Annotated in this window: 17 protein-coding genes; 5 read left to right on the plus strand and 12 right to left on the minus strand. The window is 38.8% G+C overall.

The features are described 5' to 3' along the window. The first annotated feature begins 4 nt into the window (after window positions 1–4). Window positions 5–745, plus strand: coding sequence for an alpha/beta fold hydrolase (locus MHI23_RS02025; protein ID WP_208946028.1), 741 nt, complete (start codon window positions 5–7; stop codon window positions 743–745). A gap of 30 nt (window positions 746–775) precedes the next feature. Here the strand turns inward: MHI23_RS02025 and MHI23_RS02030 are convergent, their stop codons facing one another. The 6 genes from MHI23_RS02030 to MHI23_RS02055 all read right to left on the minus strand — a co-directional run bounded on the left by MHI23_RS02030 (window position 776) and on the right by MHI23_RS02055 (window position 5,573). Then, the gene (locus MHI23_RS02030; protein WP_025092825.1) at window positions 776–1,315 is read right to left on the minus strand and encodes a hypothetical protein; all 540 of its coding nucleotides are present in this window, start codon (window positions 1,313–1,315) and stop codon (window positions 776–778) included. A gap of 20 nt (window positions 1,316–1,335) precedes the next feature. Beyond that, window positions 1,336–1,869 (minus strand): stage II sporulation protein M, encoded by a 534-nt coding sequence (locus MHI23_RS02035; RefSeq protein ID WP_034622973.1) that lies wholly within the window; start codon window positions 1,867–1,869, stop codon window positions 1,336–1,338. After that, the gene (locus MHI23_RS02040) at window positions 1,826–2,515 is read right to left on the minus strand and encodes an ABC transporter ATP-binding protein (protein WP_041116637.1); all 690 of its coding nucleotides are present in this window, start codon (window positions 2,513–2,515) and stop codon (window positions 1,826–1,828) included. Before MHI23_RS02040 ends, MHI23_RS02035 begins: the two co-directional genes overlap by 44 nt. An 8-nt stretch (window positions 2,516–2,523) precedes the next feature. Next, window positions 2,524–3,948, minus strand: coding sequence for a hypothetical protein (locus tag MHI23_RS02045; RefSeq protein WP_087975287.1), 1,425 nt, complete (start codon window positions 3,946–3,948; stop codon window positions 2,524–2,526). 64 nt (window positions 3,949–4,012) lie between these two features. Continuing rightward, complete coding sequence (locus tag MHI23_RS02050; RefSeq protein ID WP_024427284.1) at window positions 4,013–4,312, minus strand: hypothetical protein; 300 nt, start codon at window positions 4,310–4,312, stop codon at window positions 4,013–4,015. A 346-nt stretch (window positions 4,313–4,658) separates the two neighbouring features. Then, the gene (locus MHI23_RS02055) at window positions 4,659–5,573 is read right to left on the minus strand and encodes a DMT family transporter (protein WP_286098907.1); all 915 of its coding nucleotides are present in this window, start codon (window positions 5,571–5,573) and stop codon (window positions 4,659–4,661) included. A 131-nt stretch (window positions 5,574–5,704) separates the two neighbouring features. On the opposite strand from MHI23_RS02055, the gene MHI23_RS02060 reads away from it, so the two are divergent. Next, window positions 5,705–7,042: a PLP-dependent aminotransferase family protein gene (locus tag MHI23_RS02060; protein WP_342492235.1), complete on the plus strand. Its 1,338-nt coding sequence runs from the start codon at window positions 5,705–5,707 to the stop codon at window positions 7,040–7,042. Here MHI23_RS02060 and MHI23_RS02065 read toward each other — a convergent pair. The 3 genes from MHI23_RS02065 to MHI23_RS02075 form a co-directional block, all read right to left on the minus strand. Then, window positions 7,039–7,731 carry a 4'-phosphopantetheinyl transferase superfamily protein gene (locus MHI23_RS02065; RefSeq protein ID WP_342492236.1) on the minus strand — a complete coding sequence of 231 codons (693 nt, stop codon included), beginning with the start codon at window positions 7,729–7,731 and terminating at the stop codon, window positions 7,039–7,041. The genes MHI23_RS02060 and MHI23_RS02065 overlap by 4 nt on opposite strands. A 92-nt stretch (window positions 7,732–7,823) precedes the next feature. Continuing rightward, entirely contained in the window at window positions 7,824–8,414 is a 591-nt protein-coding gene (locus MHI23_RS02070) for a hypothetical protein (protein WP_342492237.1), read from the minus strand. 82 nt (window positions 8,415–8,496) lie between these two features. Next, window positions 8,497–9,141: a YitT family protein gene (locus MHI23_RS02075; RefSeq protein WP_024427289.1), complete on the minus strand. Its 645-nt coding sequence runs from the start codon at window positions 9,139–9,141 to the stop codon at window positions 8,497–8,499. Between the two features lie 545 nt (window positions 9,142–9,686). On the opposite strand from MHI23_RS02075, the gene MHI23_RS02080 reads away from it, so the two are divergent. The 3 genes from MHI23_RS02080 (at window position 9,687) to MHI23_RS02090 (ending at window position 14,227) form a co-directional block, all read left to right on the plus strand. Continuing rightward, window positions 9,687–13,289, plus strand: coding sequence for an isopeptide-forming domain-containing fimbrial protein (locus MHI23_RS02080; RefSeq protein WP_125587093.1), 3,603 nt, complete (start codon window positions 9,687–9,689; stop codon window positions 13,287–13,289). Window positions 13,290–13,295: 6 nt separating this feature from the next. Then, window positions 13,296–13,844, plus strand: coding sequence for a class D sortase (locus MHI23_RS02085; protein WP_342492238.1), 549 nt, complete (start codon window positions 13,296–13,298; stop codon window positions 13,842–13,844). A 98-nt stretch (window positions 13,845–13,942) separates the two neighbouring features. Next, window positions 13,943–14,227, plus strand: a complete 285-nt coding sequence (locus MHI23_RS02090; RefSeq protein ID WP_024427292.1) for an AbrB/MazE/SpoVT family DNA-binding domain-containing protein — start codon at window positions 13,943–13,945, stop codon at window positions 14,225–14,227. Window positions 14,228–14,266: 39 nt separating this feature from the next. On the opposite strand, the gene MHI23_RS02095 is transcribed toward MHI23_RS02090, so the two are convergent. Genes MHI23_RS02095 through tcyA form a run of 3 tightly spaced genes read right to left on the minus strand, consistent with a single transcriptional unit; the run spans window position 14,267 to window position 16,517 of the window. Continuing rightward, complete coding sequence (locus MHI23_RS02095) at window positions 14,267–15,010, minus strand: amino acid ABC transporter ATP-binding protein (protein WP_024424287.1); 744 nt, start codon at window positions 15,008–15,010, stop codon at window positions 14,267–14,269. A 12-nt stretch (window positions 15,011–15,022) separates the two neighbouring features. Then, window positions 15,023–15,715 (minus strand): amino acid ABC transporter permease, encoded by a 693-nt coding sequence (locus MHI23_RS02100; RefSeq protein WP_024424286.1) that lies wholly within the window; start codon window positions 15,713–15,715, stop codon window positions 15,023–15,025. Continuing rightward, a complete protein-coding gene (gene tcyA, locus MHI23_RS02105) occupies window positions 15,702–16,517 on the minus strand; it encodes a cystine ABC transporter substrate-binding lipoprotein TcyA (protein WP_024424285.1) in 816 nt (271 codons plus the stop codon). The genes MHI23_RS02100 and tcyA overlap by 14 nt, the downstream gene beginning before the upstream one ends. Between the last annotated feature and the right edge of the window lie 210 nt (window positions 16,518–16,727).

Consider the following 16,727-nt stretch of genomic DNA (forward strand, 5'->3'; position numbering starts at 1 on the left):
ACGTATGAATCAGTTATTGAAAACCTTTGAAAAAAAATCAGATCTCATTCAGCTTATTTGTTTTCCTTTTGCCGGCGGATATTCCGCCTCATACCGTCCGCTCTTTGAACAGCTAAAAGACGTGGCCGAAGTCACAGCAGCAGAGCCCCCAGGGCACGGCACCAATCTCATGCCGCTTGAATCAAGCATTGACCGGCTGGCAGAGCTGTATAAAGAAGGACTTACGGACAAATTGAACCGCCCATTTATTCTGTTTGGACATTCAATGGGAGGGCTTGTGGTATATAGACTAACCCAGCTGCTAGAAAAGGAAGGAATTTATCCTGCAGCAGTGGTGATCTCAGCCATTCAGCCTCCGCAAACAAAACGGCAGATGCTGACGCATTTATCCAACGAAGCATTTGTACAGCATATTGCCGAAATGGGCGGGATTCCAAAGGAATTACTAGAGAACAAACCAATGATGGATTACTTTACGCCATCATTGCGTGCAGACTACAAGGCACTAGAAACCTTCCAGCACACAGATCAATCGATTATCGACACACCTGTTTATTTATTCAATGGAAAGCAAGATGAGAAATGCATGCAGGATGCAAGCGGCTGGTTAAAATGGGCAAAAACCATCGAACGCACCAATTTCGATGGAGGCCACATGTACATCAACACACACCTCGAGCCATTTGCAGAGCAGATGAGACAGGTGATTGAGCTTACAGCCAAGCAGCAATTGATCAAGAATTAAGAAAAAACGACCCATCAATAGGGTCGTTTTTTACTGAGGAATAATACTTGAAAACGCTGATATAGCTAATGAAAATAAGAATAATAAAACGAATGGGAGGTAAAATTTATAACTTCTATTTTCTTGATCTTTTAAGTAAGAATAGCACCACACACTAAATGCGACTATAACGAAAATGTTGATGTTCCATAAAAATGGAAGTGTAATCGTGCGTTCAGCATTAGATACCTTAAATAGGTATAAAATAATAACAATCAAGTTGCCTAGTAAAATGTAATAGTAAGCTAATATCCCTTTTTTAAAAATATTTTTATAGGAATCTTTTATTCCAAAAATAATAAAACTTAAAAAAATGACTAATGAAAAAAATAAAACTTCAATCATTGGCTTGAATATTTCTCCAATCACAGCAAGTGAAATACCTATCCACTTACTAACTTCAATTACATCTTGATTCCCTTCAAGTTGTAGCTCTAGTAGATTTTTATTTATTTCATCCATTTTTAATATAGAAAGGATGAAAGCTATTATACCAGAAAGCATACATACTAATAAAATGTGTTTTTTCATAATAGCACCCTTTAACAATATCAAATTTTTATAAAATAAAATTCAATCATCGAAGCAATAAATAATAAGAAAACACCGGTTATAAGCTGACTAGCATAGATTTTCCCTTTTGTTTTAAATGAAATTTTGTTTTTAGATATGATATATCCTATAATCTGTCTTGATATATCAAAAGAGACAAAATAAAAAAGGAACAAACCGACAATCTCCATCGGAGCGTGGAAAATAATATAGTATAATGCTATATCAAATCCATATATATAGGTATACGATATAAAAAATGCACCTAAGAAAAAACCATTTAGAAAAATAATCATGCTAGATAACAAACCTAAACTAACTATTCCAGATATTAATATTAGGAGTGACACAAAAAGATTATTAAAAAAAATGTCTAGATAGCTATGAATCTCAATGTTGTTTTTAAAATCTATACTATCTATAAATGTTGAAGCAAAAATACTTAAACTAAAACCTCCTAAAAATAATATGATAAAAACTGAAAAATTTTTAAGATAATTTTTCAAAAAATTTCTTTTCGAGCTGATCCTCATGAAAAGTCACTCCTGAAGATTTTTTTTCTGAGTGAATAATACTACCATTATCAATAAAAAGGATTTCATCACATAAGTCTGCTGCAAATTGAATGATATGTGTGGAGAGCAAAATGATTTTGTTGGCATCTCTGAAATTTCTTAAATGTTTTTTCATGTCAGCCATGTTAGTAGGATCAAGACCTGTAAATGGCTCATCTAATAAAATAATGTTTGGATGATGTAATATTGTTAATATAAAAGACATTCTTTGTCTCATACCTCTTGAAAGAGCAGAGGAACGGCGGTGAGTTTGTTCTTCTAATCCATATTTGCTCAATAAATCCTTGATTTGTTCATTTTCTAAAGGTTGTTCTACAAGCATAGATTGATATTTTACAAGTTCAAAACAGGTTAAGTTTTCAAATAGAGTTGGATCGTCTTCCATATATCCGACAGAAGAAAAATTTTGCTTACTATGATTTATTAATATTTGACCTTCATCAGGATTTATCAATCCAGCTACCATTTCTAAAATAGTCGTTTTTCCAGCACCATTTTTACCTAATAGTCCGATAATTCTACCCTCTTGGAAATGCATCTCAGGGATCATAACTTTAAAGTTAGACTCTTTGTACTCTTTAATTAGACCTTGAATTGATAACATACAATCCCTCACTCAAATAATGTTTTAAATGATTTGTAGTTTTTGTTGATTGTTCTATCCCAAAATTTAATCATTAAAAATAAAATGATGAATGAACAAGCAGCCATAACAGAATTTGTTAAAATGAAATATACTGTGCTGTATGAGGAAATCACTGATAAAGCTAGAATAAATCCATAACAAATATTTAAAGTCAATTTACTAAGAGAACTTGGAACTTGATAAACAAATTCCCAATTAAAATAAGGAAATACAACAGTAGAACCGACAGTACAAATACCGACGAGAATGCAAGTGTTTATTAAAGTAATCATCACGTAAAAAGGCTGATCTAGTTTTAATACAAAGCTTGAAAAAATGATATATAAAATACAAAAAAACAAGTGTAATATAATAGATAAAATTATCTTATTTTTAATTTTATTTTTCACTAAGTTAGGTAGATTCTGTTTTAAAGGAAGAATGGGTCCATCAATATCAAAAGAGACATATGGTTGTATTGCATTCGATATAATAATCATTGGAAAAATTACACTAAAAATAAACAAAAAATCATTTTCTATATTCAATGTTTCAAGCTGATTTGTATTAACACCATAAAGAATTAGACCAAATAACCCCCCAGATAAGGTTAATATGAATAATAATACTGACCATTGAATAGGGGGATTTCTCATGAGAAGCGTAATTTCATAAAACAAAATATGATTAAACTCTCTAGATGTTCTTTTTCGTTTTTCTTTTAATTCTTTTTGGGAATTAAAAATTGGTACATTACGAACATTTTTCTTCCAATTCATCAATAACAATAAACTAATGAATGTGAAGGTTAAAATAAAATATATTGAATAACTAGATAAAGAATTTGTTAATAAATTGAATCTAAATACAGTGAATACCCATAGAGCAATGAGGCCTGTAGTTATATAACCAATGCTCGATGAAATTGAGAAAAACTTTGGATTAGAAAGTAGCAACAAGACGTGTAATCTAAGTAAGTAACCTAAAATAAAAGAAGTGGCGGCGAGAGCTGCTATTGTAAAAGCTCCCTCATACCCATTTATAATTAAGTTTGCTAAGTAGGACCCTAATATGAAGAATAATACACCCACAATAGTGCTGAAAAACTTACTCATATCTTTGCCGAAAATGTATTGATCAAGATGAACTTTTAAAATAGCCATCTGTTTTTTATCAGAGGAGAAAAGTATTCTCATCAAACTCTTATCAATATTAACTGTAAACATAAATATAAACAGCGATAAATAAATTATTGATAAATCCTTAACGAAAAAAGGAGTTAATATACCTAGTAATAGTGGTGTTATTATGTATAAAAAAGCAAAAAATACAAAAATGAGAGCATTTTTTCGATGATGTCTTCTTAAATCATTGATTAACAAGATTTTTGTATATGTTAAATATTTATGCATTTACAACACTTCCATTTTAAAGGTGTATAGAGAAGGCTGTTACACCTTCTCTATTAAATCTTTTTTAGAAAGAAATAGCGTATTTCACTCCGTATTTTCTAGCATAACTAATGACCAGAGAAGCAATAGCACCAAGTCCAAAAGTACCTAAGACAGCAGCAACAGCACCCACTGTACCTGCAGCATTTAGAATTGCACTAACAGAAGTTATAGCCCAGCCAGGTATTTGAGGATAGTTTGCTACTAGATTTGCAAAAGGTGTAACTGGTTCAAGAGTCAATAAAATCATAGTTGTCAAAGTTAGAGTGAAAATAAGACTCAAGCCTACAATTGCAAAAAATCTATTTTTTAAACTCAATTCCATAATTAACACCTCCTCCCTTGCTTATATGCCCATATTATACAAAAAAAGGATATTTAATAAATGGGTTTTTTATACTGTATTTTATTTCTCTGTAACGAAAGATTTAGTAGTAGTTTGATGGAATATGAGAAAAGGTAGTAAAATTACTCGAGAATTAATAGCCCATAAATCTATTTTTTATATTGATAATGACATTACTTCAGTAACTAGCTATGAAATACAAGGTGAAATCACTTATTTTATTAAATATGATATTTAATTTGGACGAAAAAAGAAGCTTATACAAGACTATCAACAATTAATAGGACATAAGAAAAGCGGCTCTCTATAAAGATGCCGCTTTTTCTTATGAATGCTGTTTCTTCACCACATTCCCGCCAATCACCCCGCCAATGACCAGCACCCCTCCGAGGAGATGATACCAATCAATCGTTTCGTGTAAAATGAGAACTCCGGCGGCGACCGTGATAAACGCGGATAAATTGTTAAAGATGCTGACCTTTGCCGCTTCTAGCTGTGAGAGTGCATAGTTTGATAAATATGCGGTAAGAAGAGATGAAAGAATACCTAAAAAGAGCATCGACCATACAAAGGATGGTTCTGTAAATGGACTAAAAAACTGAGGCAATGTTCCATTGATCGAATGCCGAATAAGCGCGGCGGCATTGAAAAAGACAAAGCCAAAGAAGGTCATCACAAAGGTGAGTTCGATCACATGGAAGCGTTTCGTAATCACTCTGGCAAACACACTATATGCACTGGATGACAGGGCTGAAAGTAAAATCAGCACATAGCCGATGAAGTGAGAATGCTTGACATCAATTCCTTTCATGACAAAGAGAAGCATCACCCCGCACACAGAAAGGAAGGTAAACAGCACTTGTATCCATGTCGCACGTTCCTTTAAAAACCAGGCTGCCAGCAGCATCGTCAAAATGGGAATCGTCGCTTGAATGATGCCAGCTTCTGAAGAAGATGTATACATCAATCCCCACACTTGAAAAGCAAAGAACAAAACAGGGTAAAGCAAGGAAAACGGTACGATGTAAATGAGATCACGCCATTGAATGGATATGCGATACTTTTTTCGTAGAAACGGATACAGCAATAAAGCGGCTGCAAAAGAAACAGTAAAGCGGTGTGCCAATAAATCGATTGGATTTGCTGATTCTAATGCTATTTTGACAAACAAAAAGGAAAAACCAATGATAGAGGCGTATGCGATTGCGGCAGCATACGCTTTTTGTTTTGACATATTCATAACGTGACTCCTTACATGAGCATGCATGCTTCAAATGAATTGACCGGTTCTGTTCTTCTATCGTAATCGGATCATCTAACGTGTACAATAAGAGAACATGATATCTGTACCGGTACAAGGAGGAAAAAGGTGTGAGGAAATATGATCAGCTTGTCTTGAGTTTAAAAAGAAAAATGGATTCAGGTAAGTACAGCGCTGGAATGAAAATTCCCTCCATTCGCCACTTAGCGGCTCAATATGCAGTGAGTAAAAGCACTGTCATCAAAGCGCTGGACACATTGGAGCGTGAACATCTGCTGTATTCTGTAGAAAGGAGCGGCTATTATGTCGTGAAAACGAAGCAATCAGCAGCTAAGCAGGACGGCACATGGATTGATTTTGCTTCATCTGCGCCTGATCCCGTTGTGTTTCCATATGTCGATTTCCAGCACTGCATCAACCAAGCGATCGATTTATATCAAAATGACTTATTTATTTACGGCACATCCAGCGGCTTACCATCACTGCTGCCAGTCATTTCAAAGCGATTAATGGATTATCAAGTGTTTGCTCATCCAGAACAGATCGTCATGACCTCTGGTATTCAGCTCGCGTTATCCATTTTAAGCACCATCCCTTTTCCGAATGGAAAACAAACCATACTAGTCGAACAGCCGGGGTATCACTTATATCTCCAATATTTAGAGAAAAACCAATTGCCTGTGCGCGGAATTCAACGGACGGAAAAAGGGATCGATCTGATCGAATTAGAACGTATCTTTCGAGAAGAGGAGATTCGTTTTTTCTATACGATGCCAAGATTTCAAAACCCGCTTGGAACGAGTTTATCAAAGCAAGAAAAAAGAGCGATTGCAGCCCTTGCTGAGAAATATGATGTCTACATTGTTGAGGATGATTATCTGGCAGATTTAGAATTCGACACAAAAAGAGACCCGATCTATTCATACGATCAGGCAGGAAAGGTTATTTATTTGAAAAGCTTTTCTAAAATCATTTTTCCGGGACTGCGAACAGGAGCTGTCGTCTTACCTGAAGAACTGATTACACCTTTTAGCGAACACAAACGGCTGATTGATATCGACAGCTCCATGCTGTCCCAGGCAGCCTTAGAAATCTATTTAAAAAGCGGGATGTTTGAGCGGCATAGAGACAGAATGCGGGCGAGCTATCGAAACCGCTCCAAGCAGCTCGTGGCAAGTTTAAAAAATGATCAGAGCGCTTATCAGCTGGGAGAACAGGAGCCGGCTACCCATACACATGTACGTGTCGACCGGTCGATTCCCATGAACCAGCTCATTCAGCAGCTGAAAAAGGCATCTGTTTCCATTCAGCCAATTGACCGCCATTACCTACAGGCCTATCAAAAGGACCCCATTCTTCAGCTGAACATCTGGCAGGTGAAAGAAGAGCAGATCACACGTGGAGTCGATTTATTAAAGACGGTATTTCAGCAAAGCACGCGTTATTAAAGACGGGACAGCACATCACTGCAAGTGATTTTCTCTACGCTTTCAGCCGCAGCAGACCTTCGTGTGCATACCGCCATTTGGTAGGCAGGGTCAAGTGAATAAGTTTGAACAAAGCAAGGTGCTTCATGATCAGGTAATGTCAACGCAGCCTGTCCATCCTCTGACAGACGGGCTGTAAAGGACGAAAGTCCATAGGATAAGCCTTTTCCAGTGAGCTTGATAAAGGCCTCCTTCATTGACCAGAGATGAAAGAAATACGCTTCCTGCCGTTCTGCCGGCTGTGAGAGTAAATCCTGATACTCATCCGCTGAAAAAAATCGTTTGGCAATCGCCAGATCAATAGGTTTGATTTCCTCAATATCAATGCCAACAGGTGCATCATCTACTGCGCAAACGACCCAATCGCCAGAATGAGAAAGATTAAAATGAAAAGAAGGAAGCTGCCGGACAACAGGCTTGCCATTGCCCTCAGTTTCAAAAACGATCCGATCCATAGGCAGATCGTACATATCATGGATCGTTTGACGAACCAGCACCTCACCTAACAAGGTTCTTCTTGCATCGATCAAAAAACGAAAGCGTTCAGCCGCAGCACGCTTTTCAGATGAAACAAAGGGTTTCAGCCGCTCTATTTGTTGTTGTGCATCAATTTCATCTAAGTGTTGTAATTGGATAGCAAATATCTTCATAACGAACCTCTAATTTTTTACATTGATTGTACCATTGAAGAGTGCCGCGTAAAAGGGTCCATTAACGTAAAGAGGCAGCGAGCCTCGCTGCTTTACGTCTGTTTCACGATGTGAACACCATTCGGATCAGTTGTATCAACTCCATCATCATCTGTCATGACCACGTTAAGCAGGGAAAGCTGTTCACCTTTTTGCCAGTGAATGGGCTGATGCAAAGGTGATAGCAGCTGATCCACTTTAGGTGTCTGTGACAAATCAGGAACAGCAATTGTCATAGCGTGCAGCGCCTCGGTTCCCGTTTCAATGACATCTGTACGCCGCTGTAACTCAAGCCTTAAACGAAGAGGTGTCGAAAGAAACGTTCTCCGTTCCCCAGCTTGGATTGGCCAGTTTAGTTCTTTAGCTTGTGCAAGCAGCTGAGCATATTCTTCGTCTGAGACAAGAAAGCCGATGTGATCAAAAAGGACTTTTTTGCTATAGCCAAAAGTGATATTGATCTGACCTTTTCTCATTTCGATGATTCGAAAGGTGGGCTGCTCTTCTCTAAAATCATCCCATGTCAGCGGGGGATGAAAGGAGCCATCTTTTGTGAAACGACCTTTTACCTCAAAGCCTAGCGAACGATACGCTTGTTCTGTCTCTTCAACAAATGGTGTCCAGTAATGATAGTGGAAAAGCTGCATAGGTCTCATCTCCTGTGTGTGAATATTCTGTTTATTTATTTTAGCACAAGAAAAGCCATTCTAATTATAGAATGGCTTGTTCTCATCTAGTCAGGGTTTGAACAGGTTTCTCTGCTGTTTTTGTAATAAGCAGCTCCAGAAGCCGTGTTGATTGAGGCAAGGAGAAACGAAGGACAAGACCTGTGAAGATCGCAGTCAAAATCGTTCCAATGCCAATCGGTCCACCGAGCATCCATGCAAACAAAAGCACTGTTAACTCAATGCCATTTCGAACCCACTGTACGTTCAGTCCCGTTTTCGCTGAGATGAGCAGCATTAATGAGTCCCGTGGCCCAGCGCCAAGATTAGCTGAAACATAAATGCCAACGCCATATCCAGAAACAACAACACCTGTAATAAATACATATAAGGCCGGTAAATATCCGTGCGGCGCAGGTAATATCGCATTAAAGAAATCAATAAACACGCCAATCAGCACCATATTTAGTAAAGCGCCGATCTTTGGAAATGATTTCGTAAAAATAGAAGTCAGTGTCACAATAAGTGCACCAATAATAATGGACCATTGTCCAATTGTGAGTCCAAAATGCTGAAACAGTCCGTAGTGGAAAGCGTCCCAAGGACCAATCCCAAGGATCTTCCCTTTCACTGTCAGCGATAGTCCAAAAGCTAGTACGATCAATCCAACAAAATAAAAAAACCAACGTAAAAGATGTTCCCGCTTCAAAAGCATTCCCTTCTTTCTTAAACACTCGATTTCCATCGTAACATACTCTCACACCCCTTTAAATGGCTTAGCCTAATTGTAATCGCTTACTTCAAAAATAATTTTTTCGAATTGTAAAGGTCAAAACGGCAAAACAAGCAGTATGACTTTCGGATTGTTTTTTTTGACAAACCAAGCCATTAATTTCCTATCTTTAAGAAAAAAAGAAAATAATTCAATATATTTTGCCAAAAAAATAATCTACACCCAATTAAAGAATATTTATCTTTAAATAGAAAGGATTGTATGTAATTCACATCATAAGACCTGTTTATAAAGATAGATATATGAGGGGATTTAAGATGAAAAAAGGCTATTTTTTTGGAAAAAACATAGACAGATCAAATGACGAGAGGTGTATAGTTCTAAAAGTCTATTTTTGTCGAAAATAGTCATTTAGTCATGTTGAGGCATTTCAAATGTTACTGATATTCTTTACCAAAGTGTGGGAGGTGAACTGGTACATACCATTATGAAATGAAGCAGGAAAAAGGGGAGGTCAAAAAATGAATATATTAAAAAGAACGAGTCAATTATTTCTTATATTGGTGCTGATCGTTGGAAATTTATTAACGGTCTCACCAGCTGTTACGAAAGCCGCTGGGACGGTGGTTGTCAATAACACGGATTCATATATTATTGGGAGTAGGCCGCTAGTTCTTCAGCAACTTGATGGAAATAATCCAACAAATGTAAAAGCTAGTGTACAGGTGAAGGGAATCGATATAGGTGCAGTGAATGGTGTTGCTGTAAGTGATCGAGAAAATGTTATGTATGCATTTGCGAATAGCACTACCCCTACTCTATATAAAATAAATGCGACATCAGGACAAGCAGAGAGTGTAGCCCAATTACCAGAAGGTGCTTCTAATGCCGTTGTGTATCAAGATAAATATATCTATTCTTACGCTTCTAATGGTGAGTATTTCCTTGGAACATACGATTTAGTTACGAAGAAAAAAACGGCCAAAAAAATTGTAGGCTATGACATTGGCTCTGGCGTTGGCGGAGATCTTGTCGTTGATAAGGACGGCTATCTTTGGTTCGCATCAAATGGCAGTGGAGCCATTGCGCAAATGAACCCTGATACAGCAGAAGTCATTCGTGTCATTCCAATTAAAAATGCGGATGGCAAAACGATTGACGGAGGCGTTCGGGGGATTAGCTTCTTGCCAAATGGACAAATGCTATTACAGTCAGGGTTAAATGAATCCATTGGCCATTCCACTCTTTTTACACTTGATGCGAAAACATTAAGTACAACATATATGGGCACTGTAGGTGATTCATTATCTTACGACTTAGCATCACGAGTAAAGCCAGAATTTGATCCATATCCTCCAGAGCTTGAATCTGAAAAATCAGTTATCTTACAGAAAAAAGCAGAGGGCAACACAGATGAGAAGCATCCAGAAGTAGGCGACACGTTACTTTATACAATTAAAGCAAAAAATACCGTGCAATATGGTATTGTCAAAAATCTGATCATATCTGATAACCTGCCAAGCAGCTTAACGTATGTGTCAGGGTCGCTTAAGGTGGATGGAACAAGCGTAACAGATGCAAAAGATCAAGACAAAGGTGATTATACAAACGGCACTGTTTTAGGTCAAATAGGTGACGTGAAAGATACCGATTGGCACACAGTGACATTTGAAGCGACGGTAGGCAAAGGTCAGGCAGGAAAAGATATTCAAAATACCGCGAATGTCAAAGGGGAAAACACACCACCGGACACACCAACAACAAACATAGAAATTTACCCGCGTGACCCAAAGCTTGAATCAGAAAAATCAGCCGTCTTACAGAAAAAAGCAGAAGGTAACACAGATGAGAAGCATCCAGAAGTAGGCGACACATTACTGTATACCATTCAAGCCCGTAATGCTGTTGAAGACAGCGTCATTGAAGATCTGGTGATTTCTGACAAGTTACCTCAAGGGTTATCATATGTACCAAATTCTCTACAGATAGATGGAAATCCAGTCACAGATACAAAAGATGATGACAACGGTGATATGACAGACGGAACTGTCACTGGAACGTTCGGTGAAGTGAAAGATGCAAAATGGCATACAGTGACGTTCGAAGTGACGATTAACAAAGGGCAGGCAGGCAAAGACATTCAAAATACAGCCAATGTCACAAGCGGCAACACACCGCCAGATGAACCGACAACGAATGTAGAAATTTATCCGCGTGACCCGAAGCTGACCTCTGAAAAATCAGCCGTCTTGCAGAAAAAAGCAGAAGGTAACACAGATGAGAAGCATCCAGAGGTTGGTGACACTCTTCTTTATACAATTAAAACAAAGAATACGAAAGAAGACAGTCTCGTTGAAAACTTAGTGATCTCAGATGAACTGCCGGAAGGATTGGCGTATGTACCGAATTCACTACAGGTGGATGGAGATACAGTCACAGACGCAAAGGATGACGATAACGGAGACTTTACAAACGGAACCGTTTCAGGACAATTTGGCGACATTAAGGATACAGATTGGCATACGGTGACGTTTGAAGTGACGGTTGAAAAAGGACAATCTGGTAAAGACATTCAAAATACAGCCAATGTCACAGGCGGCAACACACCGCCGGATAAGCCGACAACAAAAACAGAAATCTATCCGCGTGATCCAAAGCTTGAATCAGAAAAATCAGCGGTCTTGCAGAAAAAAGCAGAAGGTAACAAAGATGAGAAACACCCAGAAGTAGGCGATACCCTTCTTTATACAATTAAAACAAAAAACACGATAGAAGACAGCCTTGTTGAAAATCTAGTAATCTCAGATCAATTACCAAAAGGACTGAAGTATGTCACGGGATCTCTTCAGGTTGATGGAGAATCTGTCACGGATGTAAAAGACGACGATAGCGGAGACTACACAGATGGAAAGGTTACAGGTTCTTTTGGTGATGTGAAGGATACGGACTGGCACACGGTGACGTTTGAAGTAACAGTTGAAAAGGGACAGGCTGGTCAAGACATTCAAAACACAGCCAGCGTCACAGGCGAAAACACACCGCCAGAAGAGCCAACAACAGAAACAAAAATTTACCCTCGTGACCCAAAACTAGCATCAGAAAAATCAGCGGACATTCAAAAGAAGGCAGAGGGCAACACAGATAAAAAGACACCACAGGTAGGCGATACCCTTCTGTATACAATCAAAACAAAGAACCTTGAAGAAGACAGCATCGTCAACAATCTCGTGATTTCCGATGAATTGCCAGAAGGTCTTCAATATGTCGAAGGGTCATTAAAAGTAGATGGACAAGTTGTTACAGATGCAAAAGATGACGACAACGGAGACTACACAAAAGGCACAGTAACCGGTCAAATTGGCGATATCAAAGATACGGACTGGCATACAGTGACCTTTGAAGCGAAAGTCGCTAAAGGCCAATCAGGTAAAAGCATTCAAAACACAGCGAAAGTAACAGGCGAAAACACACCGCCAGATGAACCAACGACCGAAACAAAAATTGGACCAAGAGATCCAAAGCTTGAATCAGAGAAAACATCTGAAATCTCTCAAAAAGCAGAAGGCAATACAGATGAAAAACAAGTACAGGCAGGCGACACTCTTCTTTACACCATCAAAACAAAAAATAGTGTAGAAGACAGTGTCATCAAAGATCTAGTCATCACAGATAAGCTGCCGGAAGGTCTTCAATATGTCGAAGATTCATTAAAAGTAGATGGACAAACCGTCACAGATGCAAAAGATGACGACAACGGAGATTACACAAAAGGCAAAGTAACTGGTCAATTTGGCGATATCAAAGATAACGATTGGCATACCGTAACGTTTGAGGCGAAGGCTGTCAAAGGATCTGAAGGTAAAACCATTCAAAATATTGGAGTCGTGAAGGGTGAGAATGTAGATGAACCAGACAAACCTGAAAACTCAACGACAGTAGAACCACCGAATGTGCCAGAAGTGCCAGCAAATCCAGATCAACCTTCTGATCCACAACAGGATACACCTGGACATCATCTTCCGAATACTGCAACTGCGATGTACAACCTTTTACTAGCAGGATTTGCACTCGTATTAATAGGTGCAGCCCTGATTTTTTGGAATAGAAGAAAAAGAAACGGATAACCAGTCATGTTTCAAAAATTCATCTCAGCGATAATGATCATAGCAGGGCTTTGTCTTGCGATTGTAGGATATTTGAATATCGTTGATGGACAAAAAGAAGTAGATCAGTCATTTCAGTCTGCGGCGCAAAAGGGGCAAACAGATTCCCCTTTTGCGCCGCAGACTGGTGAAGCGATTGGGCTTTTGCACATCCCAAAGCTAAAAGCTGAGTTACCGATTGTAGAAGGAACAGAAGCAGATGATTTAGCAAAAGGCGTTGGTCACTTTCACGAGAGTTATTTTCCAAACGAGCACGGACAAATCGTTCTATCAGGGCATCGTGATACGGTGTTTAGACGAACAGGAGAACTTGTGAAGGGAGATCAATTGATTATCGAGCTTTCATATGGACGTTTTGTCTATGAAATCGAGAAAACAAAGATAGTGAAGAAAGATGATCAAACAATTATTACTTTACAACAGGAAAAGGAAGAACTTGTCCTCACCACATGTTACCCTTTTTCCTATATTGGTCCTGCACCAAACAGATATATCATATATGGGAAGCGTATTTAGTCACTGGAACAGCCTGCAGATTAACCGATTTGATCGCTTAATCCCTTCATAAAGAGGGAATCTTTTATATCATATCTAGAGATGCAGGAGGGGGCAATTTGTTAAATAACGATTATGTTAAATATATAGATAAATTTGGAAGAATCGTCCTGCCGACAGAGATGAGAAAACGGTTGAACATTCATCCGCAAGATTTTATGGAGATTTATCGAGAAGAAGACCAAATTGTGATGAAGCCGTATTGGCAGGACAAACCTTGCATCGTAACAGGACAAGTGACGTGTTCCAATAAGGTGCTATCCGGCGGGCTAGTTATCAGTCCAGAGGGAGCGAGACTGCTTCTGCAAGATTTACTGGCACTTCGCCTGCAAAAAGAGATATAAAAAAGGCTGTCCTCACCACGTGAGAACAGCCTTTTTTCATCATACTGGATTTAATATCCGGTTTAAGAATTGTTTTGTTCGTTCTTCCTTTGGTCGTTTGAAGATTTCTTCCGGGGGACCTTGTTCGACGATGACGCCGCCATCAATAAAAATCACTTCGTCTGCTACTTCTTGGGCAAACTTGATTTCATGTGTGACAACTGCCATGGTCCAGCCTTCCTTCGCTAGATCCTTCATGACCTTTAAGACTTCCCCGACAAGCTCAGGGTCAAGCGCAGAGGTTGGTTCATCAAAAAGCATGAGCTCTGGCTGAATGGCAAGTGCACGGGCAATCCCGACACGCTGCTTTTGACCGCCTGAGAGCTGGAATGGATACAGATCCTTTTTATCCTCAAGACCGACCTTTTGCAAGAGCTGAATGGCTTCCTTTCGAACCGTTTCCTTTGGACGGCGCTGCACCTGAACAGGACCTTCCATCACATTTTCAAGCACTGTACGGTGAGGAAACAGGTGATAATCCTGAAACACCATTCCTGATTTCCGGCGTAACTTCAGGAGATCAGCTGATTTATTTTTTTTCGAAAAATCAATCGAGAAATCATCGAAGGTAAAGGAGCCGCCATTTGGTATTTCAAGTGCATTTAAACAGCGAAGCATCGTTGTTTTTCCTGAACCAGATGGACCGAGAATGGCCACAACCTGCCCTTTGTTGATCGAAAAATCAATCGACTTTAATATTTCGTTTTCACCAAAGGATTTCTTGAGACCTTTGACTGTTAGCATGTCGTTCCCTCCTTACCTTGCGACATATCGATCAAGTCGTTTTTCAATTTGATGCTGAACGAGCGATAGAATGAAGCAGAATACCCAATAGATGAGGGCTGCTTCCATATAAATAAACAAGATTTGATCCAAGTTTGCCGCAGCAATTTCCTGTGATTTACGGAACATCTCTGCCACGAGAATTTGGGAGGCAAGGGATGTATCCTTCACCAAACTAATAAATGAATTAGAGAGCGGTGGAATCGATACACGCACAGCCTGCGGTAAAATCACGCGGACGAGCGTTTTGCGATGCGTCATTCCGATTGAATAACCAGCTTCCCATTGTCCTTTTGGAACAGACAGGACAGATGCACGGATAATTTCCGACGCATACGCACCTACGTTTAAAGAAAAAGCAATAATGGCACTTGGATATGGATCAAGTGTGATATTAAATGTCGGAAAGAAATAGAAAATAATAAACAATTGCACAAAAAGCGGCGTTCCGCGAACGGCCGACACATAGATGGAGAAAATCCATCTGAGGGCTTTAATCTTAGACATTCTAGCAAGAGCTGTCACAAGCGCGATAAAAATACCAATAATAAAGGCAATGATGGCGAGGGGAATTGTATAATAAATCCCCTGCATCACCATTGGCCAAAAAGATTGCTGAAGAAGATCCCAAGGAATGACGACTCCTAGGATATTATTTTGTAACATCTTCACCAAACCATTTCTTAGAAATCTTAGCAAGTGTACCGTCTTTCTTCATTTCTTTTAATGCGCCATTCACTTTGTCAACGACTTCGCCGCTGCCTTTTCTGAATGCGAAATACGTTTCTTGAGGATCTCCTGTTTCAAATGCAACTTTTAGGTTTTTGTTACCGCTTGTTTTCAAGTAATTTAATACAGCTAATTTGTCATTGAACGTTAGATCAGCACGTCCTTGCTGAATCAATTGAATGGATTGTGCAAGACCTTCAACGCCTTCAATCTTAGCGCCAGCATCTGTTGCTAGTTTATTGTAGTTACTTGTTAACGATTGTGCTGCTTTTTTGCCTTTGACATCCGATAGCTTCTTGATGTCGTTGTTATCTGATTTTGTCACAACAATAGCTTGAGAAGTCGTGTATTTATCAGAGAAATCATATTGATTTTCACGTCCAGTTTTCCCAACTTGGTTTGCTACCACGTCAAAACGTTTTGCATTCAGTCCAGCAAACATACTGTCCCATTGTGTTTCTTTGAATTCAGGTTTTAAGTCAAGGCGTTTTGCTACCTCTGTGATGACTTCTACATCATAGCCAGTTAATTTATCTGTCTTTTTGTCATGGAAGGTGAAAGGAGCATAAGTTCCCTCTGTTCCGATGGTTAATACACCTTTATCCTGAATGGATTTCCAAAGGTCTCCTGATTCCTTAGACCCAGATTGTTTATTCGCGTTGTCGCTTGCACCAGATCCACATGCCGTGATCAATGCAACACAAACGCCTAAAATAATGGCAAAGAACATTTTTTTCATTTTATTCCCCACTTTTCTTGTTGGTATTTACAACATATGATCTTACAGAGAAGCAACCTAAAAGTAAAGCATTTGAAACTAGCTTGAGCGAATCTCACCAACTTTATGCCCTCAAACGGTCGAACGGACAAACGATAGAACTATACCCAAGTTAAAAGGTGAATAAAACCAATCACAAGTTCAAGATGATTAAGATGATTTGATTGGAGG

Origin of the sequence: Bacillus sp. FSL M7-0003, from assembly GCF_038628485.1 — a bacterium.
In the GTDB taxonomy this organism is placed as follows: Bacteria; Bacillota; Bacilli; order Bacillales; family Bacillaceae; genus Bacillus; species Bacillus safensis.

What these genes read in the sequence shown, in the direction of transcription:
- MHI23_RS02025 (WP_208946028.1), top strand. Translation starts at nt 5, where the DNA reads ATGAATCAGTTATTGAAAACCTTTGAAAAAAAATCAGATCTCATTCAG.
- MHI23_RS02070 (WP_342492237.1), bottom strand. Translation starts at nt 8,414, where the DNA reads ATGCAGCTTTTCCACTATCATTACTGGACACCATTTGTTGAAGAGACA.
- MHI23_RS02055 (WP_286098907.1), bottom strand. Translation starts at nt 5,573, where the DNA reads ATGAATATGTCAAAACAAAAAGCGTATGCTGCCGCAATCGCATACGCC.
- MHI23_RS02065 (WP_342492236.1), bottom strand. Translation starts at nt 7,731, where the DNA reads ATGAAGATATTTGCTATCCAATTACAACACTTAGATGAAATTGATGCA.
- MHI23_RS02095 (WP_024424287.1), bottom strand. Translation starts at nt 15,010, where the DNA reads ATGCTAACAGTCAAAGGTCTCAAGAAATCCTTTGGTGAAAACGAAATA.
- MHI23_RS02085 (WP_342492238.1), top strand. Translation starts at nt 13,296, where the DNA reads ATGTTTCAAAAATTCATCTCAGCGATAATGATCATAGCAGGGCTTTGT.
- MHI23_RS02050 (WP_024427284.1), bottom strand. Translation starts at nt 4,312, where the DNA reads ATGGAATTGAGTTTAAAAAATAGATTTTTTGCAATTGTAGGCTTGAGT.
- MHI23_RS02035 (WP_034622973.1), bottom strand. Translation starts at nt 1,869, where the DNA reads ATGAGGATCAGCTCGAAAAGAAATTTTTTGAAAAATTATCTTAAAAAT.
- tcyA (WP_024424285.1), bottom strand. Translation starts at nt 16,517, where the DNA reads ATGAAAAAAATGTTCTTTGCCATTATTTTAGGCGTTTGTGTTGCATTG.
- MHI23_RS02030 (WP_025092825.1), bottom strand. Translation starts at nt 1,315, where the DNA reads ATGAAAAAACACATTTTATTAGTATGTATGCTTTCTGGTATAATAGCT.
- MHI23_RS02040 (WP_041116637.1), bottom strand. Translation starts at nt 2,515, where the DNA reads ATGTTATCAATTCAAGGTCTAATTAAAGAGTACAAAGAGTCTAACTTT.
- MHI23_RS02080 (WP_125587093.1), top strand. Translation starts at nt 9,687, where the DNA reads ATGAATATATTAAAAAGAACGAGTCAATTATTTCTTATATTGGTGCTG.
- MHI23_RS02100 (WP_024424286.1), bottom strand. Translation starts at nt 15,715, where the DNA reads ATGTTACAAAATAATATCCTAGGAGTCGTCATTCCTTGGGATCTTCTT.
- MHI23_RS02045 (WP_087975287.1), bottom strand. Translation starts at nt 3,948, where the DNA reads ATGCATAAATATTTAACATATACAAAAATCTTGTTAATCAATGATTTA.